Origin of the sequence: Cryobacterium sp. TMT2-17-1 (assembly GCF_004402765.1) — a bacterium.
In the GTDB taxonomy this organism is placed as follows: Bacteria; Actinomycetota; Actinomycetes; order Actinomycetales; family Microbacteriaceae; genus Cryobacterium; species Cryobacterium sandaracinum.
Genome location: NZ_SOGC01000009.1, coordinates 88,106 through 111,239 on the forward strand (window position 1 = coordinate 88,106; position 23,134 = coordinate 111,239).

General features: G+C 67.1%; 20 protein-coding genes. 5 read left to right on the forward strand and 15 right to left on the reverse strand.

Translation table 11 applies throughout. The features are described 5' to 3' along the window. Positions 1-8: 8 nt before the first annotated feature. The 5 genes from E3O47_RS01795 to E3O47_RS01815 all read right to left on the reverse strand — a co-directional run bounded on the left by E3O47_RS01795 (position 9) and on the right by E3O47_RS01815 (position 4,730). A complete protein-coding gene (locus E3O47_RS01795) occupies positions 9-1,787 on the reverse strand; it encodes a penicillin-binding protein 2 (RefSeq protein ID WP_241972993.1) in 1,779 nt (592 codons plus the stop codon). A 107-nt stretch (positions 1,788-1,894) separates the two neighbouring features. Further along, positions 1,895-2,497 (reverse strand): hypothetical protein, encoded by a 603-nt coding sequence (locus tag E3O47_RS01800; protein WP_104099526.1) that lies wholly within the window; start codon positions 2,495-2,497, stop codon positions 1,895-1,897. Then, positions 2,494-3,447, reverse strand: coding sequence for a 16S rRNA (cytosine(1402)-N(4))-methyltransferase RsmH (gene rsmH / locus E3O47_RS01805; protein ID WP_134415194.1), 954 nt, complete (start codon positions 3,445-3,447; stop codon positions 2,494-2,496). Before rsmH ends, E3O47_RS01800 begins: the two co-directional genes overlap by 4 nt. A gap of 96 nt (positions 3,448-3,543) precedes the next feature. Further along, positions 3,544-3,975: a division/cell wall cluster transcriptional repressor MraZ gene (mraZ, locus tag E3O47_RS01810; RefSeq protein WP_134415193.1), complete on the reverse strand. Its 432-nt coding sequence runs from the start codon at positions 3,973-3,975 to the stop codon at positions 3,544-3,546. A 263-nt stretch (positions 3,976-4,238) separates the two neighbouring features. Then, positions 4,239-4,730 (reverse strand): DUF3040 domain-containing protein, encoded by a 492-nt coding sequence (locus tag E3O47_RS01815; RefSeq protein WP_338145468.1) that lies wholly within the window; start codon positions 4,728-4,730, stop codon positions 4,239-4,241. 39 nt (positions 4,731-4,769) lie between these two features. On the opposite strand from E3O47_RS01815, the gene E3O47_RS01820 reads away from it, so the two are divergent. Continuing rightward, on the forward strand, positions 4,770-5,816 hold the full coding sequence (locus tag E3O47_RS01820) for a polyprenyl synthetase family protein (RefSeq protein WP_233191151.1): 1,047 nt from the start codon (positions 4,770-4,772) through the stop codon (positions 5,814-5,816). 13 nt (positions 5,817-5,829) lie between these two features. Here E3O47_RS01820 and E3O47_RS01825 read toward each other — a convergent pair whose 3' ends face one another. Beyond that, positions 5,830-6,174 (reverse strand): Rv2175c family DNA-binding protein, encoded by a 345-nt coding sequence (locus E3O47_RS01825; protein WP_104099531.1) that lies wholly within the window; start codon positions 6,172-6,174, stop codon positions 5,830-5,832. A gap of 190 nt (positions 6,175-6,364) precedes the next feature. On the opposite strand from E3O47_RS01825, the gene E3O47_RS01830 reads away from it, so the two are divergent. Beyond that, the gene (locus E3O47_RS01830) at positions 6,365-7,633 is read left to right on the forward strand and encodes a LysM peptidoglycan-binding domain-containing protein (RefSeq protein WP_241972992.1); all 1,269 of its coding nucleotides are present in this window, start codon (positions 6,365-6,367) and stop codon (positions 7,631-7,633) included. An 89-nt stretch (positions 7,634-7,722) separates the two neighbouring features. Beyond that, positions 7,723-9,672 carry a Stk1 family PASTA domain-containing Ser/Thr kinase gene (gene pknB, locus E3O47_RS01835; protein WP_134419384.1) on the forward strand — a complete coding sequence of 650 codons (1,950 nt, stop codon included), beginning with the start codon at positions 7,723-7,725 and terminating at the stop codon, positions 9,670-9,672. A 67-nt stretch (positions 9,673-9,739) separates the two neighbouring features. Here the strand turns inward: pknB and E3O47_RS01840 are convergent, their stop codons facing one another. The 3 genes from E3O47_RS01840 to E3O47_RS01850 all read right to left on the reverse strand — a co-directional run bounded on the left by E3O47_RS01840 (position 9,740) and on the right by E3O47_RS01850 (position 12,869). Next, complete coding sequence (locus E3O47_RS01840; RefSeq protein ID WP_104099549.1) at positions 9,740-11,068, reverse strand: 3-deoxy-7-phosphoheptulonate synthase class II; 1,329 nt, start codon at positions 11,066-11,068, stop codon at positions 9,740-9,742. Positions 11,069-11,204: 136 nt separating this feature from the next. After that, positions 11,205-11,894 carry a lysophospholipid acyltransferase family protein gene (locus E3O47_RS01845; protein ID WP_134419385.1) on the reverse strand — a complete coding sequence of 230 codons (690 nt, stop codon included), beginning with the start codon at positions 11,892-11,894 and terminating at the stop codon, positions 11,205-11,207. A gap of 27 nt (positions 11,895-11,921) precedes the next feature. After that, on the reverse strand, positions 11,922-12,869 hold the full coding sequence (locus tag E3O47_RS01850; RefSeq protein ID WP_134419386.1) for an ROK family glucokinase: 948 nt from the start codon (positions 12,867-12,869) through the stop codon (positions 11,922-11,924). 175 nt (positions 12,870-13,044) lie between these two features. Here E3O47_RS01850 and E3O47_RS01855 point away from each other — a divergent pair, with 175 nt between their 5' ends. Beyond that, positions 13,045-14,877 (forward strand): AMP-dependent synthetase/ligase, encoded by a 1,833-nt coding sequence (locus tag E3O47_RS01855; RefSeq protein ID WP_104099535.1) that lies wholly within the window; start codon positions 13,045-13,047, stop codon positions 14,875-14,877. Between the two features lie 254 nt (positions 14,878-15,131). Here the strand turns inward: E3O47_RS01855 and E3O47_RS01860 are convergent, their stop codons facing one another. The 3 genes from E3O47_RS01860 to E3O47_RS01870 are packed head-to-tail and all read right to left on the reverse strand — an operon-like array spanning position 15,132 to position 20,366. Further along, entirely contained in the window at positions 15,132-15,623 is a 492-nt protein-coding gene (locus E3O47_RS01860; protein WP_134419387.1) for a peptide deformylase, read from the reverse strand. A gap of 48 nt (positions 15,624-15,671) precedes the next feature. Continuing rightward, complete coding sequence (locus E3O47_RS01865) at positions 15,672-16,925, reverse strand: MinD/ParA family protein (protein ID WP_241976796.1); 1,254 nt, start codon at positions 16,923-16,925, stop codon at positions 15,672-15,674. 36 nt (positions 16,926-16,961) lie between these two features. Then, the gene (locus E3O47_RS01870) at positions 16,962-20,366 is read right to left on the reverse strand and encodes a pyruvate carboxylase (RefSeq protein WP_104099537.1); all 3,405 of its coding nucleotides are present in this window, start codon (positions 20,364-20,366) and stop codon (positions 16,962-16,964) included. Positions 20,367-20,443: 77 nt separating this feature from the next. Here E3O47_RS01870 and E3O47_RS01875 point away from each other — a divergent pair, with 77 nt between their 5' ends. Beyond that, positions 20,444-21,250: a ParA family protein gene (locus E3O47_RS01875; protein ID WP_134372980.1), complete on the forward strand. Its 807-nt coding sequence runs from the start codon at positions 20,444-20,446 to the stop codon at positions 21,248-21,250. Positions 21,251-21,350: 100 nt separating this feature from the next. Here the strand turns inward: E3O47_RS01875 and E3O47_RS01880 are convergent, their stop codons facing one another. The 3 genes from E3O47_RS01880 to E3O47_RS01890 form a co-directional block, all read right to left on the reverse strand. Further along, positions 21,351-21,902 (reverse strand): MerR family transcriptional regulator, encoded by a 552-nt coding sequence (locus E3O47_RS01880; protein ID WP_104099539.1) that lies wholly within the window; start codon positions 21,900-21,902, stop codon positions 21,351-21,353. Between the two features lie 115 nt (positions 21,903-22,017). Beyond that, positions 22,018-22,716 carry a MerR family transcriptional regulator gene (locus E3O47_RS01885; protein WP_104099540.1) on the reverse strand — a complete coding sequence of 233 codons (699 nt, stop codon included), beginning with the start codon at positions 22,714-22,716 and terminating at the stop codon, positions 22,018-22,020. Next, the gene (locus E3O47_RS01890) at positions 22,716-23,129 is read right to left on the reverse strand and encodes an FHA domain-containing protein (RefSeq protein ID WP_104099541.1); all 414 of its coding nucleotides are present in this window, start codon (positions 23,127-23,129) and stop codon (positions 22,716-22,718) included. The genes E3O47_RS01885 and E3O47_RS01890 overlap by 1 nt, the downstream gene beginning before the upstream one ends. Between the last annotated feature and the right edge of the window lie 5 nt (positions 23,130-23,134).

Genomic DNA, 23,134 nt, shown 5'->3' on the forward strand with positions numbered 1-23,134 from the left:
TCGCTTTCTTACCAGGTACCGGGAAGGGCAGGCGCGGTGGCGCCCGAGGGGACTGCCCGGTACTTCTTCAGCACCTGACTCATGACCTCTTGAAAGATCGGAGCAGATGCCGCGGAAGAGTTCAGTTTAACAGGGTCGGCGAGGCTGACCGAAACGACATACTGCGGATCGTCGCCCGGAGCGAAGCCGGAGACCGACACCAGGTACCCCTTGGTGTACCCACCCCGACCATCGGGCATCTGCGCCGTCCCGGTCTTCGCGCCCACCCGGTAGCCCGGAATCTCCCACGTCCTGGCCAGCCAGGCCTTCTGGTAGACCATCTCGAGGATGTCTGCGGTCTCCCGGGCGGCGGCGGCCGACACGACCGGGGTACCGACCGCTTCGGGCACGTCGGTCATGCTGCCGTCAGCGTGGCGGCAGCCTGCGACCAGTTGCACGGGCATCCGCACGCCGTTGTTGGCCAGGGTCTGGTAGATACTGGAGACCTGGATGGCCGTGGTGGTGAGCCCCTGACCGAACATGGTCGCGTACTTGGTCTGGTTGTCCCAATCTTCGAAGGGGCGCAGGGTGCCGGATTCCTCGGCGAGGAAACCGGACTCCGAGGCCGAGCCCACACCGAACTTACTCATATAGTCGTAGCGCTGCTGGTCACTGATCAACTCGCCGAACTTCGACATGCCCGTGTTCGAAGACTCGATCATCACGCCCGTGAGGGTGAGGTTCAGGTCGGCGTGGTTTGAGCTATCGTTCACGTTGGCACCGTTGGGCGGCAGGTACCGGTAGGGCGCGACGACCCGGCTCAGCGGGGTGGCGGCCCCCGCGTCGAGAACGGATGCCGTGGTCAGCGCCTTGTACGTAGAACCGGGCTCGAAGGGGGCGGTGAAGGCCCGGGAGCCGCGGTCCTCAGCGTCGGGGGTGCCGTTGACGTTGTTGGGGTCGACCGACGGGTAGTCGGCGACCGCGACGAGCTTCCCGGTCTTCACCTCCTGCACCACCACGTTGCCCCAGGCCGCGCCTGTGGCGACGGCCTGTTCGGCCAGCACCTGCTGCACGAACCACTGCAGGTCGGAGTCGATGGTCGTGACGACGTCGCCGCCGTCCTTGGCCCGGACCGTGGTGACGGTGCTCTGGGGCAGGCGCACGCCATCCGCTCCCTTCTCATAGGTCTCCGTGCCGTTGGTGCTCGCGAGGCAGGCGTCCTGCCCGAGCTCGATGCCGGCCTGAGCCTCTCCCCCGGAGGAGACGAATCCGACCAGGTTGCCGGCCACGGCGCCATCCGGGTAGACCCGGCCCGGGTTCTTCTCGGCGTACATCCACGGGATGTCGAGCTTGTCGATGGCCCGGAACACCGAGACGTCCACGGCCCGCACGACGACGGCGTAGTCGGAGTCCTTGTCGGCGGCCAGGGAGCCGGAGATGATCTGGAGGATCTCGTCGCCGGTCTGCCCGGTGAGGGCGCCCACCTCCGCGGCCGCCTGCGCGACCGTCACGGTCACGTCCCCATCGTCGGTGGTGCGGTCGAATTCCGCGGCGTTCCGCGGAGACAGGGTGATGTCGTACCGCATGACCGTGCCGGCCAGGACAACCCCGTTCGTGTCGACGATGTCTCCGCGGGCTCCGTAGACGGGCTGCTCGACCGACCGGTTGCCCAGCGAGTCGGCGCTGAGCGTCTCGGCGCGCACGACCTGGATGTCGACGAGCCTGACCACGAATACGGCCACGAACACGAGCAGGATCAGGATCGTCGCGGCACTGCGCCGCCTGCTGGACCGGGAGCTGCTCGCCACCTGCGATTCCTTACTGCGGCCGGGGCCGCGGGTTGGGCGCGTTCTGGGAACGAAACTAACGGGAGGCGGGCGGGACGTCCCTCGCGAGACGGGCGAACCGGGGCGGGCTAGCGGGTCGTGGGCGTCGGCAGAGCGTTGGGTTCGGCTGCCGGGGCAACCGGGGCGACCGCCGCGGGGACCTCGGCCTGTGAACCGCCGAGGCTGGCTCCCTGACCGGTGGTCTGCGGCAGTTCCGTGACCAAAGGTACGCCGACGAGGAGCGAGTTGGGCACCAGGCTCGCCGTACCGGCCGAGCTTCCGCTGGCGGAGGCGGGCGCTCCGAGAACGGCGGCGTCGGACAGGCGGAGGTACACCGGGTTGGAGTTGCTGACCATGCCGAGTGCTTCCGCGTTCGCGGCCAGGCTCTGCGGGGACGAGACCCGCACAAGGTCCTCGGTGACGCTCTCCGCCGTGCGCCCGAGTTCGACCTGGCTGGCCTGCAGCCGGGACACCTCGTAGGCGGACTGGGAGATCCCGACGCTCAGCAGCAGCTGGGCGAGCACGATGGCAGCCACGCCGGTGACGGCCGAGAGGGCGTAGACGATCTTCGGACGCGCGTGACGCTGGCTGCGCGGCGAGACGATCTCGATGTGGCGAGGCTCCGGCACCGAAGCGGTGTCGGGGGTGCTCTCCCAGTTGGGTCGTGGTGCGCGTGCGAGGTTGTCACTCATGCGGCTCTCCTCAGTCGCTCGGCGGCGCGAAGGCGAACCGGCGTTGCGCGCGGGTTTCTCGCCTTTTCTTCGTCCGAGGCCAATTCGGCCCCTCGGATCACAAGCTTGAACAGTGGTTTGTGTTCGGGAAGTTCGATCGGCAATCCGGCAGGGGCGGTGGAGCCGGATGCCTTTGCCAGGGACTTCTTCACGATCCGGTCCTCGAGGGACTGGTAGGCCATGGCGACGATGCGCCCACCGACCGCGACCGAATCGAGCGCTGCGGGAATGGCGCGCTCGAGCACGGCGAGTTCCTGGTTGACCTCGATGCGCAGCGCCTGGAAGACCCGCTTCGCGGGGTGTCCGGCGCGCTGAACAACAACCGGTGTGACGGCGGTGATCACGGAGACCAGCTGGGCCGACCGCACGAACGGGGTGGTCTCCCTGGCCTCGACGATGGCCTTGGCGTAGCGTGCCGCCAGCTTCTCCTCGCCGTACTCGTGGAAGATCCGGCGCAGCTCCTGCTCGCTGTACGTGGCCACGATGCGCTCGGCCGTCAGGTCGCTGGTGTTGTCCATGCGCATGTCCAGCGGCGCGTCCTTGGAGTAGGAGAAACCACGCTCGACCCGGTCGAGCTGGAGCGAGGACACGCCGAGGTCGAAAAGCACGCCGGACACCTCGCGGATGCCGAGGCCGGCCAGCGCGTCCTGAATACCGTCGTAGACGGTGTGCACGAGGTGAACCCGGTCGCGGAACGGCTTCAGCCGCTCCTCGGCGATCGCGAGGGCGTCGAGATCCCGGTCGAGTCCGACCAGGACGAGCCCGGGGAACCGCTGCAGGAACGCCTCGGCGTGCCCGCCCATGCCGAGAGTGGCGTCGACGAGCACGGCGCCGGGTCGTTCCAGTGCCGGTGCGAGCAGCTCGACGCAGCGGTCGAGCAGAACTGGGGTGTGGATATCGTTGATGGCCATAGTCCCGGGTGGTTCCTGATTCCTGATCCCCATCCATTCGTCTCTGCCACCGGGGAAGTGTGTCAGGCAGAACGGCTGGGAGTCAGGCGTCAGGAGCTAGATGAGTCCCGGAATCACCTCCTCCGTGATGTTCGCGAATGGTTCTTCCTGTTCGGAGAGGTACGCGTCCCAGGCGGCGGTGTCCCAGATCTCTACCCGGTTGCCGGCGCCGATCACGGAGAGGTCCCGGTCGAGCCCGGCCCAGGCGCGCAGGTTCGCGGGGATGGTCACCCGGTTCTGCTTGTCGGGCTGCTCTGCGCTCGCGCCGGAGAACATCATGCGACTGAAGGAGCGCCCGCTCTGGTCCGTGAGCGGCGCCTGGGAGATCTTCGCGTAGTACGCCTCGAACTCCCGGGTCGTGAACACGTAGAGGCAGTTCTCCTGGCCTCGGGTCATGACGATCCCGGGAGACAGCTCGTCCCGGAATTTTGCGGGAAGGATGATGCGGCCTTTTTCGTCGAGCTTGGGGGCGTACGTGCCAAAGAACATTCATCCCCCCTCTCATCCGGTCACGGTCCAGATCTTGCTCCACTTTACTCCACTTTGATCCACCAAACAGAATAAACGCGCAAATATTGGAGAAATTCACCCTACTTATCCCCGGGAAAACGGGGGAAAGCGGAGTGGAGGGAAATTCAAGGCCGGGATTCATTTCGCACCGTTTTCGGGCACAAAAAAAGGGCCGATCGGATGATCGGCCCTGTCTGCGAGGTGCGGTGGAGCGGAAGTGCAGTCGAGCGGTGGTGAGAAGGTTACTGCTGGCCGTCCTGGCGACGATCCCAGCGTTCGTTCATGCGATCCATGAAACCGCGCTGAGACGACCGCTGCTGCTGGTTCGGACGGGAGCGCGGAGCGGATGCGGACATCCGCCGGGCGGACTTGCTGGGCGTGGTCGCGAACAACACCCCGGCGAACATGATGATGAAGCCGAGGACACCGAGCCAGAGCTGCTGGATGGCCACGCCGGCGATGAGAGCACCGATGCCGGCAACCGCGGCCAGAACCCCGATGGAAATCGAGCGGTAGTCGGGCCGGAGGCTGCTGCCACCGACGGTCGCCACGAAATCGGCGTCATTGTGGTAGAGGCCGCGCTCCATTTCTTCGAGGAGTCGCTGCTCTTGTTCCGAAAGCGGCATCTCATTCCTCCTGTTTGGGATCGCGCTGTGCTTCACCGATTCTAACCCCGCCGTGATGGCTAGGCTAGGCAAGTGGCGCAAAGCAATCATCTGATCGATCTGGTTCATTCTCGCATCGACGAATTCCTCGAAACCCGTTTACCAATTGTGACTACCATCAGCTCCGATCTCACGCCGCTGGTGGAGTTCTCACGGCAGTTTCTCAGCGGTGGCAAACGCTTCCGGGCGCTGTTCTGCTACTGGGGCTGGCAGAGCGTCGGCACAGGCGGATCCACTGGTGCGAACGGGGATTCCGACCACGCCCTGACCGCGCTGGTGCCGGTCATCTCCGCGGCGGCGGCCCTGGAAATCTTCCATGCGGCAGCACTCGTCCACGACGACATCATCGATAATTCGGATACCCGACGCGGCGCGGCCTCCGCCCACAAACTCTTCGAGGGCATGCACGGCCAAAGCGGATGGGCAGGCAGCCAGGTCGCGTTCGGCCGGGCCGCCGGAATCCTTCTCGGCGACCTCTTGCTGGGCTGGAGCGATGAGCTGCTCGACGAGGGGCTCGCGGCAGCCACCGACGCGTCGGCCGCGGCACGGGCACGGATAGAATTCAACCGGATGCGCACCGAGGTCACTGTGGGCCAGTACCTCGACATCTTCGAAGAACGCGCCTGGTTCTCCCAGCCCGAAACAGAACTCTTCGACCGGGCGCTGCGGGTCATCGTCTTCAAGTCGGCCAAGTACAGCGTGCAGGCGCCGCTCGTGATCGGCGCAGCCCTGGCCGGCGCCGGCCCGGACCACCTCGACGCCCTGCGTGCCTTCGGACTGCCGCTAGGCATCGCATTCCAACTTCGGGACGACCTGCTCGGGGTGTTCGGCGACGCCTCCGTCACCGGCAAACCGAGCGGTGACGACCTCCGCGAGGGCAAACGCACTGTACTGGTCGCTCTGGCGCGCGAGAACCTGACGGACACGGCCCGCGAGAACCTGGACGCGCTCCTCGGCGACCCGCTGCTGACGGAAGCACAGATCGGGATGTTGCAGCGCGCCATCGTCGACAGCGGCGCCGTCGAGCGGATCGAGGCGCTCATCGACTCGAACGTCGCCGAGGCCCTCGCAGCTCTCAAGGGATCACCGATCAGCGGCGCGGTCACGACGCGGCTGATGGAGCTGGCCGAGACGGTGACCCGCCGGGCGTTCTAGGAGCGCGGAAAAGTCAGGCGAGCGCCTGGGCGACCCGGCGCACTTCGGCCTTACGGCCGGCAAGCAGTGCCTGGACCGGGGGAACGCCGAGGCTGCCGTCGACCTCAAGGAGCCAGCGCATCGCCTGCTCGTCACTGAAGCCGTCGTCGGAGAGCACGATCAGCGTGCCGCGCAGCTCGGGCAGCGGGGCGCCGTCCCTGATGAACGCGGCGGGAATCTGCAAGGGCCCGTTGTCACGGCGCATGGCGAGCAGCTGCTTGTCGTCGATCAGCTGACGCACGCGGCTCTGGCTGACGCCGAGCACCCGGACGAGGTCGGCGATGGACAGCCACTCTTGATCTGAGAACGATTCGGTCACTCATCAAGCCTCCCATGATTCGACGGGGCGGACAAACTCTCATGGCGCAAACGCGCGTGTTGATGCCCAGAATGGGGGCCAACCTGATTGACTGGGCAATGCTGTGCCAGCACCGCTGTCGCACGCAATCGACGGGAGCGGAATGTCGGCACCAGCCAGCAGGAACAGTCCAGCCAGCAGCACCAGCGACGTGAATTCTTCGACGCCCGGTGCTGGCCACCACCGGCACGCCACCGAACGACGGGGTCTGGGCGTCCTGGTCACCGTCCCGCTCGTGCTGATCAGCACGATCGCGATCAGCCTGAACCTGGCGTCGCCGGCGGATGCCGCCACCATCGCGAAGAAGCCGCTCAAGAGCAAGAGCATCCTGCCGACCGCGGTGCCCGCCGGCGCAGGTCGGCAGAGTATCGCCGCCGTCGCGGCGCCGACCCAGTACCAGGTCGTCGAAGGCGACACCGTGAGCAGCGTGGCCGGACGATTCGGTCTCTCCACCGCATCCGTACTCGCCCTCAACGGCCTTGGCTGGTCCGCGGTGATCTTCCCGGGCCAGATGCTGACCCTGGCCGGTCTGGCGCAGCCGTCCGCTCCGGCTCCGGCGCCCGTCGCCGCCGAGATCTCGCGGTACCTGATCCAGAGCGGGGACACGCTTTCCGGCGTTGCCGCCGCGCACGGGCTCTCCCTCGAGGCCCTGCTCCGCGTGAACGGTCTCGACGCAGGCAGCATCATCTTCCCCGGACAGGCCGTCGTGCTGCCGCCGGGCGACGGTGCCGCGCCGGTCTCGGCCGCGCCGGCCGCAGCCTTCGCCCCGCTGAATGCTTCCGGCACGCACACGATCGCCGCCGGCGAGACCATCGGAGCCCTCGCGGCCGCGGCGGGCGTCTCGGTGCAATCCGTTCTCGACGCCAACGGCCTCGGCTGGTCCAGCATCATCTACCCCGGCCAGGTCCTGTCGATCCCGTCCGGCTCAGTTCCCGCGGCGCCGGCGATGGAATCGGCGATCCTCATCGAGGAGGCCGCCCCTGCGCCGTCTGCAGCGCCCGGCGAGGTCACGCCGCTCAGCGAGGACATGCGCCGGTACGCCGAAATCATTATCGCGAGCGGTCGCCGCGCGGGTGCCGGCGACTCCGCAATCGTGATCGCCCTGGCCGCCGCGGCCCAGGAATCCGGGCTGCGCAACGTGCAGTACGGCGACCGCGACTCCCTCGGCCTCTTCCAGCAACGCCCCAGTTTCGGCTGGGGAACCCCCGAGCAGGTGCTCGACCCGGAGCGGGCCAGCCTCGCCTTCTTCGGCGGCCCCGTGAACCCCAACCCCGGCATCACGCGCGGACTGCTCGACATCCCCGGCTGGGAGTCGATGACCGTGACCGAGGCCGCGCAGACCGTGCAGATCTCGGCTCACCCGAACCACTACGCGAAGTGGGAAACATCGGCCCGGGCCTGGCTGGCCGATCTCGGCTGACCTGCAGCTCGCATCCGCTCAGGCTTGAAAACCCTGACTTGCGAGTGTTCCGGCACAGGGAACGGCTTCGCAATCCCTAGACTCGACTAGTGAGCGATACCCCTGCCGATCCCATGGTCGGTCGTCTGATAGACGGCCGCTATCAGGTGCGCTCACGGATCGCCCGCGGTGGCATGGCCACCGTGTACCTCGCGACCGACCTGCGCCTCGAACGCCGGGTCGCCATCAAGATCATGCACGGGCACCTCGCCGACGACAACACGTTCAAGGCCCGGTTCGTGCAGGAGGCCCGCTCGGCCGCCCGGCTCGCGCACCCGAACGTGGTCAACGTCTACGACCAGGGCCAGGATGCCGATATGGCCTATCTGGTCATGGAATACCTGCCCGGCATCACTCTGCGCGACCTGCTCAAGGACTACGGCCGGCTCACCAGTGAGCAGACGATGGACATCCTCGAGGCGGTGCTCTCGGGCCTCGCCGCCGCGCACAAAGCGGGAATCGTGCATCGCGATCTCAAGCCGGAGAACGTTCTCCTGGCCGACGACGGCCGCATCAAGATCGGCGACTTCGGACTCGCCCGGGCCGTCAACAACAACACGGCCACCGGGCAGGCCCTGCTCGGCACGATCGCCTACCTCTCCCCCGAACTCGTCACGCGGGGCATCGCGGATGCCCGCAGCGACATCTACGCGCTCGGCATCATGACCTACGAGATGCTTACCGGCGAGCAGCCCTATGTCGGCGAAGCGCCCATGCAGATCGCCTACCAGCACGCGAACGACAACGTGCCCATGCCAAGCGCGCGGATACCCGCGATTCCGCACGAGCTCGACGAACTGGTGCTCTGGGCCACCGCCCGCGACCCGGAGCAGCGCCCCCGGGACGCACGTGTCATGCTCGATCAACTGCTCGACCTCGACAAGCTCGTGCGCCCGACTCCCCCGGCGACCGGACAATCCGCGACCATGGTGCTGCCCGGCGGCGTGACCGCAGCGGTGGCCGACGCGGACACCCAGATCCTCGGCGGTGCCCCGCTCGCCCCGGCGGTGGCCGGCGTGGCCACGGCGGCTTCTGCCTCGGCACCTGCCACCACCATTCTCCTGGCCGACAAGGCCCGCACACGCAAGTTCCGCGGCTTCTGGCTCTTCGCGCTGGTGCTCATGCTGGCAGCCCTTGCCGGCGGAACCGGCTGGTTCTTCGGCAACGGCCCCGGCTCAGAGGTCCCGATTCCCGCCCTCGTCTCGGTGTCCCCCGACGACGCGACCGCCCAGCTCACCGGGCTCGGGCTGGAGGCGGCGCTCGGCACCGAGTTCAGCGGCACCATCCCCGCCGGCCTCGTCTCCAGCACCAACCCGGATTCGGGCACCCGCGTGGCGAAGGGCAGCACGGTGACGCTGCGTGTATCCCAGGGCCCGCAGCCGATCGTTCTGCCCGTGCTGGCGGGATTGACGGCCGATGCTGCGACCTCCGCCGTCACGGAGCTGAAGGCAGGCATCGGGGCGACCGATTCCCTCTTCGACGACACCGTTGAATCGGGCCTGGTCATCTCCGCGAGCCGCGAATCCGACGCCGGGGACGTCTCCCAGGGTGGGGACTACTTCGTGGGCATGAACGTCAATCTGGTTCTCTCACTCGGCCCCGTACCGGACGTGTCCGGCGAATCCGTCAAGGACGCCACCGCGATCCTGGCGGAGAAGGGGCTGCTCGTCACCCCCGGCGACGAGGTCTACAGTGAGTCGATCGCCGAGGGAGACGTCGTGAGCGCGGCCCCCGTGAACGAAGGTCCCGTACGCACCGGCGACACGTATGCACTCACTACCTCCCTCGGCCCGGCACCCGTCACGGTGCCCAACATCGTCGGCCTCCCGTGGAACGAGGGCAAGCAGGTGCTCACCGACCTGGGATTCAAGCTGAGCTACAATCTCGGCGCGGATGCCATCGCACCGCTCCTGAGCGTCGCATCGACGAATCCCGAAGCCGGCACCGCCGCGCCCAAGAACAGCACCATCACCCTCAAGCCGACGAACCCGTTCGGCTAGACAGCCGTCCCGGCCGGGCCGGCCGTACCCGGCGGTTCCCATGCCGGAGCGGGCACCCGGGGCCGGGTTAGCGAGCGGCAAGCTCCTCGGCAACCAGGAAGGCGAGCTCGAGCGACTGCATGTGATTCAGGCGCGGATCGCAGAGCGACTCATAGCGGGTCGCCAGCGCGGCCTCGTCGATGTGCTCGGAACCACCCAGGCACTCCGTGACGTCGTCGCCGGTAAGTTCGACGTGAACGCCGCCCGGGTGTGTGCCGACGCTGCGGTGCGCCTCGAAGAAGCCGCGCACCTCGTCGACGACGTCGTCGAAACGACGGGTCTTGTACCCGGTGGGCGTGGTCACACCGTTGCCGTGCATCGGGTCGGTGACCCAGAGCGGCTTGGCCTCACTGGCCTTGATCGCCTCCAGCAGCGGCGGCAGGGCGCTGCGCACCTTGCCCGCACCCATCCGGGTGATGAACGTGAGACGACCGGGTTCGCGGTTCGGGTCGAGCTTGTCGACCAGGCGCAGCATGTCGTCGGTTGACGTGCTCGGGCCGAGCTTGACCCCGATCGGGTTGCGCACCCGGGAGAGGAAGTCGACGTGCGCACCGTCAAGGTCACGGGTGCGCTCCCCGATCCAGATGAAGTGCGCGGACGTGTTGTACGGCGTGCCCGTGCGGGAATCGATCCGAGTCATCGGACGCTCGTAGTCCATCAGCAGACCCTCGTGGCTGGTGTAGAACTCCGTCCGACGCATGGCTTCAAAGTCGGCGCCGCACGCGATCATGAACTTGATCGCGCGGTCGATCTCCTTGGCCACCTTCTCGTAGCGCTGGTTGGCCGGGTTGGCGGCGAAGCCCTGGTTCCAGCTGTGCACCTGGCGCAGGTCGGCGAAACCGCCCTGCGTGAAGGCACGGATCAGGTTGAGGGTGGAGGCGGCGGTGTGGTAGCCCTTGACCAGGCGGGCCGGGTCGGCCTCGCGCGATTCGGGTGTGAAATCGTAGCCGTTGACGATATCGCCGCGGTAAGCCGGCAGGGTGACGCCACCCCGGGTCTCGAAATCGCTGGAGCGTGGCTTGGCGAACTGGCCGGCCATCCGGCCCATCTTGATCACGGGCATCGACGCGCCGTACGTCAACACGACGGCCATCTGCAGCACGGTCTTGACCCGGTTGCGGATCTGCTCCGCGGTGGCGCCGCTGAACGTCTCGGCGCAGTCCCCGCCCTGCAGCAGGAAGGCATGGCCGCCGGCGGCCTCGGCGAGCCGGTTCCGTAGGATGTCGACCTCGCCGGCGAAGACGAGCGGCGGCTGCGTGGACAGTTCGGCAGATGCCGCGGCAACCGCATCCGCGTCGGGCCAGGTCGGCTGCTGCTTGATCGGGAGGGTGCGCCAATAGTCCAGGCCGGCAACCACAGATCGATCTGCGAGCACGACTGGTTCGGTGGGGTCTACCACGGGACTATTCCTTTTTTGTCTGGTCCGGCAAGAAAAATATTGCGGGCCGGGCTATCGGGTCGGGGTCTGTCGGCCCCTGGGCAACCGTCTGATTCTATCGGGTCAGGCTGGCCCGCTTTTCTTTCACGCTGGTCGCGTAGACGTCCACATACTCCTGCCGGCTGAGGGCCTGCAGCTCGTACATCAGCTCGTCGGTCACGGACCGGAGCACAAACCGGTCGCCCTCCATGCCGTCGAAGCGGCTGAAGTCGAGGGGTTTGCCGATCACGATGCCGATCCGGCGCACCTTCGGAATGCGGGTGCCCGTCGGCATGGCCTTCTCAGTGTCGATCATGGCCACAGGGATGACCGGGACCTCGGCCTCGAGCACCATCCGCGCCACGCCGGTGCGGCCCCGGTACATCTTCGCGTCGGGACTGCGGGTGCCCTCAGGGTAGATGCCGAGCACGCCGCCGGAACCCAGGACGCGCAGGCCGGTGTTGAGGGAATCCTCGGATGCCTTGCCACCCGACCGGTCGATCGGCAGCTGGCCGGTGGCCTTGAAGAACTGGCGTGTCGCCCAGCCCTTGAGCCCCTTGCCCGTGAAGTACTCACTCTTTGCGAGGAAGACGACGCGACGCGGAACGACCAGCGGCAGGAACACCGAGTCGATGAACGACAGGTGATTGCTCGCGAGGATCACACCGCCCTCTTTGGGGATGTTCTCGAGCCCGACCACCCAGGGCCGGAAGATAGCCAGCAGCAGAGGGCCGATGACAATGTTTTTCATGAGCCAGTAGAACATCGTTGCTCCCTCGGTAACCCGGAAAGCCTACTGCGCGAAAACGTGTTTCCGCGCCAGGTCGGCCGCACCGACGACACCGGCGTCGTTGACGAGCTGCGCGATGGCGAATTCGGCCTCCGGGTGGAAGCCCCTGGCCGGCAGATTTTCGAGGTATGCGGCGCGGATGGGCTCGAGCAGCAGTTCACCGGCAGCGGCGACGCCCCCGCCGAAGACGAAGATCTGCGGGTCAAGTACGGCCGCCAGGCTTGCGCAGGCCTGCCCGAGCGAGCCGCCCAACTGCCTCAGGGCGGCCAAGGCGCCGTTGTCACCGTCCTGGATCAGCCGGCCGACCTCTTTGCCGGTCAGCTTGCCCTTGCGCTCACGGGCGGCCGCGAGGCCGAGGCCGATTCCGCCGGCATCCGCCAGCTCGGTGGCAATTCGAAGCAGGGCGCGACCCGAACCGTACTGTTCGATGCAGCCGTGGGCGCCGCAGCCGCAGAGGCGACCGCCGGGCACCACGCGCAGATGCCCGAGCTCGGCGGCACAGCCGAAGCCACCGCGGAAGAGACGGTTGTCGGCGACGATAGCTCCGCCCACTCCGGTGCCGATGGTGAGGGTGACCATGTCGGTGTAGCCCCGGCCGGCGCCGAAGGTGAATTCCGCCCAGCCCGCGGCGTTCGCGTCGTTCTCGATCAGGATGGGCAGGTCGAGCCGCGCCTCGAGAGTGGCCCGAAGCGGCTCGTGGCGCCAGTTGACGTTGGGCCCGTAGTAAACGGTGGACTGGGCGGCGTCGATGAAGCCGGCCGCGGCGATCCCGGCGGCGACGACCTCCTCGCCCCCCGAGAGCTCCGTGATCATGTCGACGACGGCGTCTTCGATCCCGCGAGGATCGCTCGCGGTGGTCGGGCGTCGATCCGAGCGGATGATCGTTCCGGATTCGTCGACCAGGGCCGCGGCGATTTTGGTGCCGCCGATGTCGATACCAATGGCGTGCACAGAGGACTTCTTTCGTCGATGGATAAAGTGGGGCGCTCTGCGGGGCGAGACAACGAAGCCGGTGCGTCCCCCTAGAGTGTAGTGAACCAAGACACGGCCAGGCGAAACGGCTGCTTCCACGAAGTGACGTGGATAGAGTGAGGCAAATCGCCCGCCCGGTACCAGAGGAGCTACCGTGAAACAGTACGATCTGCCCGCCATCGTTCCCGCAGACCCACAAGCCAATGTCACCGATCTCCTGGTCGAACGCCTCAAGGCGACGCCCGACTCCGTGTTGTTCTCACTGCCGAGAAACGGAGCTTGGTCCCCCGTCACCACCACGGAGTTTCATGCCCAGGTCGTCGCGCTGGCCAAGGGGCTCGTCACGGCAGGAATCCAGCCCGGAGACAAAATCGGCTTGATGTGCAAGACCCGGTATGAGTGGACGCTGATCGACTTCGCCACCTGGTTCGCCGGTGCCGTGCTGGTCCCCGTTTACGAGACCAGCTCCCCCATCCAGATCCAGTGGATCCTGGGTGACTCCGACGCCGCGGCGGTGATCGTCGAGACCGCCGAGCACTTTTCCCGCTTCGACGAGGTGCACCCCGAGCTCGGCAGCGTGCAGAAGGTCTGGCAGATCGACCTCGGTGACCTCGACAAGCTCGCGGCCTCCGGGGTCGACGTGCCGGATGCCGAAATCGAGCGGCGTCGCTCGCTGGCCGTGGGTTCGGACATCGCCACCCTGATCTACACCTCGGGTTCCACCGGCCGTCCCAAGGGCTGCGTGCTCACCCACTCCAACTTCGTCGAGACGTCGCGCAACTCGGCGGTGGCGCTGAAAGAGGTGCTCACCGACGCGAACGGCGCTTCCACGCTGCTGTTCATCACCACCGCGCACGTTTTCGCCCGGTTCATCTCGGTTCTCTGCGTGCACGCCGGTGTGCGCGTCGGTCACCAGCCCGATACCCGGAAGCTGCTCGAATCGCTCGGCACCTTCAAACCCACTTTCCTGCTCGCAGTGCCGCGGGTGTTCGAGAAGGTCTACAACTCCGCCGAGCAGAAGGCGCTGGCCGCCGGCCGAGGCAAGATCTTCGAGACGGCCGCCCAGGTTGCCGTCGACCACTCGATGCTGGTCGATCAGGGCAAGAGCGTTCCGCTGATGCTCAAGCTCAAGTTCACGCTCTTCGACCGTCTGGTCTACAGCAAGCTGCGCGCGGCCATGGGTGGCAACGTGAAGTACGCCGTCTCCGGTTCGGCTCCACTCGGCATGCACCTGGGTCACTTCTACCACAGCCTCGGCATCAAGATCCTGGAGGGCTACGGCCTCACCGAGACAACCGCGCCGACCACCGTGGGTCTGGCCACCAAGTTCAAGATCGGCACCGTAGGCCCACCGCTTCCCGGCGTCTCGGTGCGCGTCCTGGACGACGGCGAAATCGAGGTCAAAGGCGTCAACGTCTTCACGGAGTACTGGAAGAATCCCGTGGCCACCGCGGCCACCTTCCACGACGGATGGCTCCGCACCGGTGACATCGGCGCCATGGACAGCGACGGCTTCCTCACCATCACCGGGCGCAAGAAGGAGATCATCGTCACGGCCGGCGGCAAGAACGTCGCCCCGGCGGCGCTGGAAGACCCGATCCGGTCCAACCCGCTGATCGGCCAGGTGGTCGTCGTCGGCGATCGCAAGCCGTTCATCGCCGCCCTGGTCACGCTCGACCCCGACATGCTCGCGGTCTGGTTGAACAACAACGGCGAGGACGCGGGAATGACGCTGGCCGAGGCATCCGTCAACGCGAAGGTTCTCGCCGAGGTGCAGCGCGCCATCGACCACGCCAACGACCACGTATCGCGGGCGGAGTCGATCCGCAAGTTCACGGTGCTGACGACCGAGCTGACCGAAGCCGCCGGGTACCTGACCCCGAAGCTGAGCATCAAACGGGACATCATCCTGCGGGACTACGCCGATCAGATCGAGGCGATGTACCTGGGCGCCCCGGTGACCGGGACGAACCCGGTCAGCAGCTAGCACTCCCCGCGACGACCAAAACAGGTCCCGTCGTCACAGTGGCGACGGGACCTGTTTCGCGTCGTCCGGCCGCCTGGGTCGGAACCAGTAGATAAGGGAGCCCCAGCGCCGTGCCCAGCGTCGAACCAATTCGACGGAGATTCTGCCGTAGAACTGCCGTTTCTGCACGTTGGGGGACGTTTCCGGCAAAATCTCCGTCGAATTCGTGGGGGGGGGCGGAGGCCCTTTAGGGCCTCGGACCCGAACGACTGGGGTCAGAACCAGCTCGACGCGCGGACCTCTTTCATGGCGGCCCGCCGGTTCTCCTTGTCGAGGCGGTCCAGGTAGAGCAAACCGTCGAGGTGGTCGGTCTCGTGCTGCAGGGCCTGGGCCATGATCCCGGACCCGGAGAGTTCGACCGCCGTGCCGTCGAGGTCGATGCCGGTCGCCCGGGCGAACGGGTACCGTTTCGTGGGATACCAGAGGCCCGGCACCGACAGGCAGCCCTCGTCGACGAGCTCGGGCTCCCCCGAGACCTCCACGAGGACCGGGTTGAGGATGTACCCGATCTCGCCATCGACGTTAAAACTGAATGCGCGCAGATTCACGCCGATCTGGGAGGCCGCGACGCCGGCCCGGCCGGGCAGTCGCACACTGTCGACCAAGTCCTCGATCAGGCTCCGCACCCGGGCGTCGATCGTGCCGATCGGGTCGGAGACGGTTTTGAGGACGGGATCTCCGAAGAGACGGATCTGGCGCTCGGGCAAGGGTGACTCCAAGTCATGGATGCGGGGGTACAGGGGTACCGGATCGGTTTAGACGCCGCGGTCGGCCGGAAGACCCTCCACGACGACGGCCGCGAGGGTGCGGGCCGCGAGCCGGGTGATGGGCTTCAGATCGTCGAAGGAGATGATGCTGCCCGCGGCGAGCTGCGGGTCCCAGGGGATGCGCACGATCTCCCGCACCCGAGAGCGGAAATGCGATTCGATCTCTTCCAGCTTCACCAGATTCGTGCCCTGTGTCGCCGTGTTGAGCGCGACGACCGCGTTGCGAACCAGGTCGCCGTAGCCGTTGGCTTCCAACCAGGTCAACGTTTCGGACGCCAGCCGCGCCTCGTCGATGCTGCCCCCGGAGACGATGACGATCGAATCGGCCCGCTGCAGCGTGGCACGCATGACGGAGTGCACGATTCCGGTGCCGCAGTCCGTGAGCATGATCGAGTAGTACCGCGCCGCCAGGTCGGCGACGACGTTGTAGTCGTTCTCGTCGAAGGCCTCGGAGAGGAGCGGGTCGGTGTCGGATGCGAGGATGTCGAGTCGGGTCGCGTCGCGGGAGACCAGCGACGAGAAATCGGTATAGCCGCCGATGGACGCGGCCTTCGTGACCACGTCGCGCACGGTGGACCGGGTCTGTTTCGTGACCCGCTCGGAGAGGGTGCCCCGGTCGGGGTTCGCGTCGACGGCGATGATGCGGTCTTCGCGGGCATCGGCCAGGGCCATGCCGATCAGTGCGGTGACGGTCGTCTTGCCGACCCCGCCCTTGCGGGTGAGGATCGGCACGAAGCGGGTGCCGCCCTCGAAATCCTTGCGGATGCGCGCGTCGAGTTGTTTGGAGGCGCGCACCGTGGCCGAGTCGCCGAGGTTCACCAGATGCAGGGTCGCCGAGTAGACGAAACTGTTCCAGGCTCCGCGGGGCGGCGGTTTGGTGCGACGGTTGACGGCCAGCAGCCGATCGGGCGTGAGCATGGCGGCGGACTCGGGGGCCGGTCCGCCGGCGGGGCGCAGACTCTCCCGGCGGGTGTGCGGAACGGCGTCGCTCACGGCCGGACCGGAGAGGGCGCGGACCGCCCCCGTGACGGCTGCGGACAACCGATCGGCGCGCGCCACGGCCGGGGTGCTGATCTCGATCGTGTGCGTAGCCGGGCGTTTCAGGTTCTCCGGCAGGGCCGCCGCCAGGTTCACGATCGTGTGCGGCGGTAGTTCGCTATGGTACTCGTCTCCCGGCTCGGCGAGAGGCTCGATGGAGGCGTCCGGACCGGACGCCTCGGCGCCTGTGCGCTTATCTGACAAAAAGATCAGTCCCTTCGTCGATAGATCGCACCAAGCCTAGCGTGGACGCACCACCACCAGCAGATCGCCCGCGTCGACCTGCTGGGTTCGCGGCACGGCCACCCGTTCGATGTTTCCCGCGATGGGCGAGGTGATCGCGGCCTCCATTTTCATGGCCTCGATCGAGGCGACGGCCTGCCCGGCCTCGACGGTGTCGCCCTCCTCGACCTGGAGGGTGACCACCCCGGAGAACGGCGCGGCGATCTGGCCCGGCCGGTTGGCATCCGCTTTTTCGGCGACCTTGATGCTGACCGTGATGTTGCGGTCCCGCACGAACACGGGTCGGAGCTGTCCGTTCAGCGTGGTCATGACGGTGCGCATGCCCTTGTCATCGGCCTCGCCGATGGCCTCAAGCCCGACGTAGAGGCGCACGCCCTTGTCGATCTCGACCGCGTGCTCAATGCCCTGCTGGAGACCGTTGAGGTAGTCCACCGTGTCGAGCACGGACAGGTCACCGAAGAGTTCCCGGATCTGCTCGAATTGGCGCGTGGGCGCCGGGAAGAGCAGCTGGTTCAGCATCATTCGGCAGGTGAGGCCGTCGCTGCCCAAGGCCGCGCGTTCCTCCTGGGTGAGCTCGGTGATTCCGACGCGGACGTTGCGCCCGGCGAGAACCTTGCTGCGGAAGGGCTCGGGCCAGCCGCCGGGCAGGTCGCCCAGCTCCCCCGCCATGAAGCCGATCACGGAGTCGGGCACGTCGTAATTGCCCGGGTTCTCAGCGAAGTCGGCCGGGTCGGCACGCACGGCGGCGAGGTAGAGGGCGAGGTCGCCGACCACCTTGGAGGACGGCGTCACCTTCGGCACCCGGCCGAGGATGTCGTTGGCCGCGGCGTACATGTCCTCGATCAGTTCGAAGTCGTCGGCGAGGCCGAGCGCGACCGCTTGCGTACGCAGGTTGGACAGCTGGCCGCCGGGGATCTCGTGCTTGTAGACGCGGCCGGTGGGCGCGCGCAGACCGGATTCGAAGGGATGGTAGACCCGGCGTACATCTTCCCAGTACGGCTCGAGGTCGCAGACGGCCTGTAAGGATATGCCGGTGTCGCGTTCGGTGTGGACGAGCGCGGCGACGAGGGACGACGCCGACGGCTGGCTGGTGGTGCCGGCCATCGGGGCGCTGGCCACGTCGACCGCGTCGGCGCCGGCGCGGCTGGCCGCGAGCAGCGTGGCGAGCTGGCCGCCCGGAGTATCGTGAGTGTGCACGTGCACCGGGAGGTCGAAGCGCGACCGCAGGGCGGTGACGAGCTTCTCGGCTGCGGCGGGGCGCAGCAGGCCGGCCATGTCCTTGATCGCGAGGATGTGCGCGCCGGACTCCACGATCTGCTCCGCGAGCCGGAGGTAGTAGTCCAGGGTGTAAAGCTTCTCGGCCGGGTCGAGCAAATCGCCCGTGTAGCAGAGCGCGACCTCGGCGATGGAGGAGCCCGTCGCCAGCACGGCGTCGATGGCCGGGCGCATCTGCGAGACGTCGTTGAGGGCGTCGAAGATGCGGAAGATGTCGACGCCTGTTTTGGCGGCCTCGCGCACGAACGCATCGGTCACCTCGGTCGGGTACGGAGTGTAACCGACCGTGTTGCGGCCGCGAAGCAGCATCTGCACGTTGATGTTCGGCAGGGCCTCTCGCAGCGACGCCAGTCGTTCCCAGGGGTCTTCGCCGAGGAAGCGCAGCGCCACGTCATAGGTGGCGCCGCCCCAGGCCTCGATCGACAGCAACTCCGGGGTCATCCGGGCCACATACGGGGCCACGGCGACGAGGTCGCGGGTGCGCACCCGGGTTGCCAACAGTGATTGGTGGGCGTCGCGGAAAGTGGTGTCCGTCACGGCCAGGGCGGTCTGGGCACGCAGGTCCGCGGCGAAGCCGGCCGGGCCGAGCAGCTGGAGCCGTTGGCGGGAGCCGGCCGGAGCCGGTTCGGACAGATCGAGCTTCGGCAGCTTCTCGGCCGGGTTCAGCAGGGTCAGCGGCACCCCGTTGGGCTTGTTGACGGTCACGTCGGCGAGCCAATTCAAGATCTTCGTGCCGCGGTCCTTGGAGGCGCGGCCGCGCAGCAGCTCCGGGCGCTCATCGATGAAGGAGGTGCTCAGGTTGCCGGACGCGAAGTCCGGGTCGTCGAGCACGGCCTGCAGGAACGAGATGTTCGTGGACACGCCACGGATACGGAACTCGGCCAGGGCGCGCTTGGATCGGGTCACGGCGGACGGGAAGTCCCGGCCCCGGCAGGTGAGCTTGGCGAGCATCGAGTCGAAGTGCGGGCTGATCTGGGCACCGGGGTTGATTGTGCCGCCGTCGAGCCGGATGCCGGCGCCGCCGGGCGAGCGATAGGTGGTGATCTTGCCCGTGTCCGGGCGGAATCCCATGGTCGGGTCCTCGGTGGTGATGCGGCACTGCAGGGCCGCCCCGCGCAACACGATCTTGTCCTGCGTGAGTTCGAGCTCACGGAGCGTCTGGCCCGCGGCGATGCGGATCTGGGACTGCACGAGGTCGACATCCGTCACCTCTTCGGTCACGGTGTGCTCGACCTGGATGCGCGGATTCATCTCGATGAACACGTGCTGGCCGGCGCGTTCGCCGACCGTGTCGAGCAGGAACTCGACCGTGCCCGCGTTCACGTAGCCGATCGAGCGGGCGAAGGCGACCGCATCGGCGTACAGACGCTGGCGGATCTCGTCAGAGAGGTTCGGCGCCGGAGCGATCTCGATGACTTTCTGATGGCGGCGCTGCACGGAGCAGTCGCGTTCGAACAGGTGCACGGTCTCGCCGGAAGCATCGGCCAGGATCTGGACCTCGATGTGACGCGGCCGCAGTACGGCCTGCTCGAGGAACATGGTCGCGTCGCCGAACGCGCTGTTGGCCTCGCGCATGGCTTCCTCAAGGGAGCCGCGGAGATCGCTCAGCTGAGCCACCCGGCGCATGCCGCGGCCGCCGCCGCCGGCGACGGCCTTGGCGAAGATCGGGAACCCGATATCGTCGGCCGCGGCGATCAGCTCGTCGACGTCGCGTGAGGGCGCGCTGGACCCCAGCACCGGAACGCCCGCCGCGATGGCGTGCTCCTTCGCGGTGACCTTGTTGCCGGCCATCTCGAGCACGTGCTCGCCCGGGCCGATGAAGGTGATGCCGGCCTGGCGGGCCGCGAGGGCCAGCTCGGGGTTCTCCGAAAGGAAGCCGTAACCGGGGTAGATGGCATCGGCTCCGCTCTCCCTGGCCACCCGGATGATCTCGCTCACCGTGAGATAGGCGCGCACCGGGTGTCCCGGTTCGCCGATCTGGTACGCCTCGTCGGCCTTCAGGCGGTGCAGCGAATTGCGGTCCTCGAAAGGGAACACCGCCACGGTTTTGGCACCCAGCTCATAAGCCGCCCGAAAAGCCCGGATCGCGATTTCCCCGCGGTTGGCAACAAGAATTTTCGTAAACATGCAGACCTTTCAAGCGTGACGTCGCGCACAGCTGACGGTTAGGTTCTCCAAGACTAGTGAAGGTAACGTATCTACTTGTGCACGTACTAAGCGTTAGCTCCCTCAAGGGAGGAGTAGGCAAGACCACGGTAACCCTGGGTCTGGCGTCCGCTGCCTTCGCCCGCGGCGTGCGAACCCTGGTGGTGGACATTGATCCGCAGTCGGATGTGTCAACCGGAATGGACATCGAGGTCACCGGCCACCTCAACATCGCCGATGTGCTCGCCTCTCCCAAGGAGAAGGTCGTTCGCGCCGCCATCGTTCCCAGCGGCTGGACGCGCGGCCGCCCCGGCACCATCGACGTGATGATCGGCAGCCCGTCGGCCATTAATTTCGACGGGCCGCACCCGAGCATCCGCGACATCTGGAAGCTCGAAGAGGCACTCTCCACGGTCGAAAAGGACTACGACCTGGTTCTGATCGACTGTGCTCCGTCGCTGAACGCCCTTACCCGCACCGCGTGGGCGGCCAGTGACCGCGTTGCCGTGGTCACCGAACCCGGCCTGTTCTCCGTGGCCGCGGCCGACCGGGCGCTGCGCGCGATCGAAGAGATCCGCCGCGGACTCAGCCCTCGTCTGCAGCCGCTCGGTATCATCGTCAACCGTGCCCGCGTGGCGTCTCTCGAGCACCAGTTCCGGATCAAGGAACTCCGCGACATGTTCGGCCCGCTCGTACTCAGCCCGCAACTGCCGGAACGCACCTCGCTTCAGCAGGCGCAGGGCGCAGCGAAGCCGCTGCACACCTGGCCCGGCGACAGCGCCCAGGAAATGGCGCGCTACTTCGATCAGTTGCTCGAACGCGTGCTGCGCACGGCCCGCATCGGCGAGTACGCGGAACAGCACTAGCCAGGGAGCGTCAGCCGGACAACGTTGACCGGATAGGTTGACCTGTTAGTGTCAGCCGCACAGCGTCAGCCGATCGTGTCGACTGCGTGTGAACGCTCCGCTAAGAGACCTTGCGGCTGCCCCGGCGAAGGGACAGCTCGTCCGACGGGTCAATCGGAAGGGTCTCCAATTCGACCAGGCTCGTCTCGACCTCGCGTAGCACCTTGCCCACGGCGATGCCGAACACGCCCTGACCGCGGCTGACGAGGTCGATGACCTCATCGTCGGAGGTGCACAGGTAGACGCTGGCGCCGTCGCTCATCAAGGTGGTCTGGGCGAGGTCGCTAACCCCCGACTCGCGCAGTTGGTTCACCGCGGTGCGGATCTGCTGCAGGGAGATGCCGGTGTCGAGGAGCCGCTTGACCAGTTTGAGAACCAGGATGTCCCGGAAGCCGTAGAGACGCTGGGAACCCGAGCCGGCAGCACCGCGCACGGTGGGCTGGACCAGGTCGGTGCGGGCCCAGTAGTCGAGCTGACGGTAGCTGATTCCGGCGGCCCGGGCCGCCACGGCGCCACGGTAGCCGAGGTTGTCGTCGAGCTCGGGCATTCCGTCGGTGAAGAGAAGGCCGAGTCCGTAGCGCGAGGCATCGTCACGCTGATTCAGCTCGCTCATACGATGGCCTCTCGGAGGTGGGTCTGCGATACGGATGATCGCTGCATCCACGCTACCGAGGCGGACCGTCCTGATCAACGACATCCGGTCGAGTAAATTGGCGTGTCGGGCTCGACTACTTGGTCAGGCGCCCCAGGGCAGAACGGATCAGACTGCCGCGGATCACTTCGAGCTGGCCGGCGATCTCGACCGCCATTTCGGCGGCCTTAGCCCGGCTCGATGCGTCTTTACGGCGGGAGAGCGGCACGAGGGCACTCTCGATCAGGCCGAGCTCGCGTTCGGCCGCGCCACGGAATCCGCGCAGGTGGCGGGGCTCGATTCCGCTGCGCTGCAGTTCGACCAGGGCCCGCAGCACGCTGAGCGCGTCGTCGCCGTAGAAGTCGGCCGGCAGGATGATCGATGCGGAAACGGCGTCGTGCAGCAGCATCGCGGAGGCCCCTGCTTCGCGCAGCAGTTCGTCGCGGTCCAGCCGGCGGGCGATCGACAGCATCGACGGTCCCGGCGTCACCCCGCCGGGCAGGGTCGGCGAGAGGCCCGCGTCAAGGTCGGCCAGGTAGCCCCGGATGACCTTGAGGGGGAGGTAGTGATCGCGCTGCATGGAGAGGACCAGGCGCAGCCGGTCCAGGTCACCGGCGCAGAATTTGCGGTAGCCAGACTCCGTGCGCGCCGGCGCGACCAGTCTCTGTTCCTCCAGAAACCGAAGTTTGGACGGGGTCAGTTCCGGAAATTCCGGCGTGAGCCGGGCAAGCACCTGTCCGATGCTGAGCAGTGACGTCGCGCCCGGCGCTCTGGCCTGGGCTGCGGACGCGGGCACTACTCGCTCGCCTGAAGCTTGAGGTCGTGCCGCGAGGCGTAGAACGTCAGCCGGAACTTACCGACCTGGACTTCGGCGCCGTCGTGCAACAGCGCGGTGTCGATGCGGACCCCGTCGAAATACGTGCCGTTGAGGGACACCAGGTCTTTCACCTCGAACTTGGATTCGTGGCGCAGGAACTCCGCGTGCCGACGAGATACCGTGACGTCGTCGAGGAAGATGTCCGCATTGGGGTGACGGCCCACAGTGGTCACGTCCGCATCCAACAGGAAACGAGCGCCGGCGTTCGGGCCGCGCCGGACAACGAGCAGCGCCGAGCCGGAGGGCAGAGCCGCGATGGCTTCCTGTTCTTCGGCCGTGACGTCACCGTCGAGTGATGCCAGCTGGGCCGCGAATTCCTGCCCGAACGTCATCGTCG

Excerpts from the sequence above, each read along its gene's own strand:
- E3O47_RS01800 (WP_104099526.1), bottom strand. The coding sequence starts at position 2,497 with ATGAGTGACAACCTCGCACGCGCACCACGACCCAACTGGGAGAGCACC.
- rsmH (WP_134415194.1), bottom strand. The coding sequence starts at position 3,447 with ATGGCCATCAACGATATCCACACCCCAGTTCTGCTCGACCGCTGCGTC.
- mraZ (WP_134415193.1), bottom strand. The coding sequence starts at position 3,975 with ATGTTCTTTGGCACGTACGCCCCCAAGCTCGACGAAAAAGGCCGCATC.
- E3O47_RS01815 (WP_338145468.1), bottom strand. The coding sequence starts at position 4,730 with ATGAACCAGATCGATCAGATGATTGCTTTGCGCCACTTGCCTAGCCTA.
- E3O47_RS01845 (WP_134419385.1), bottom strand. The coding sequence starts at position 11,894 with ATGTTCTACTGGCTCATGAAAAACATTGTCATCGGCCCTCTGCTGCTG.
- E3O47_RS01870 (WP_104099537.1), bottom strand. The coding sequence starts at position 20,366 with ATGTTTACGAAAATTCTTGTTGCCAACCGCGGGGAAATCGCGATCCGG.
- E3O47_RS01880 (WP_104099539.1), bottom strand. The coding sequence starts at position 21,902 with ATGAGCGAGCTGAATCAGCGTGACGATGCCTCGCGCTACGGACTCGGC.
- E3O47_RS01890 (WP_104099541.1), bottom strand. The coding sequence starts at position 23,129 with ATGACGTTCGGGCAGGAATTCGCGGCCCAGCTGGCATCACTCGACGGT.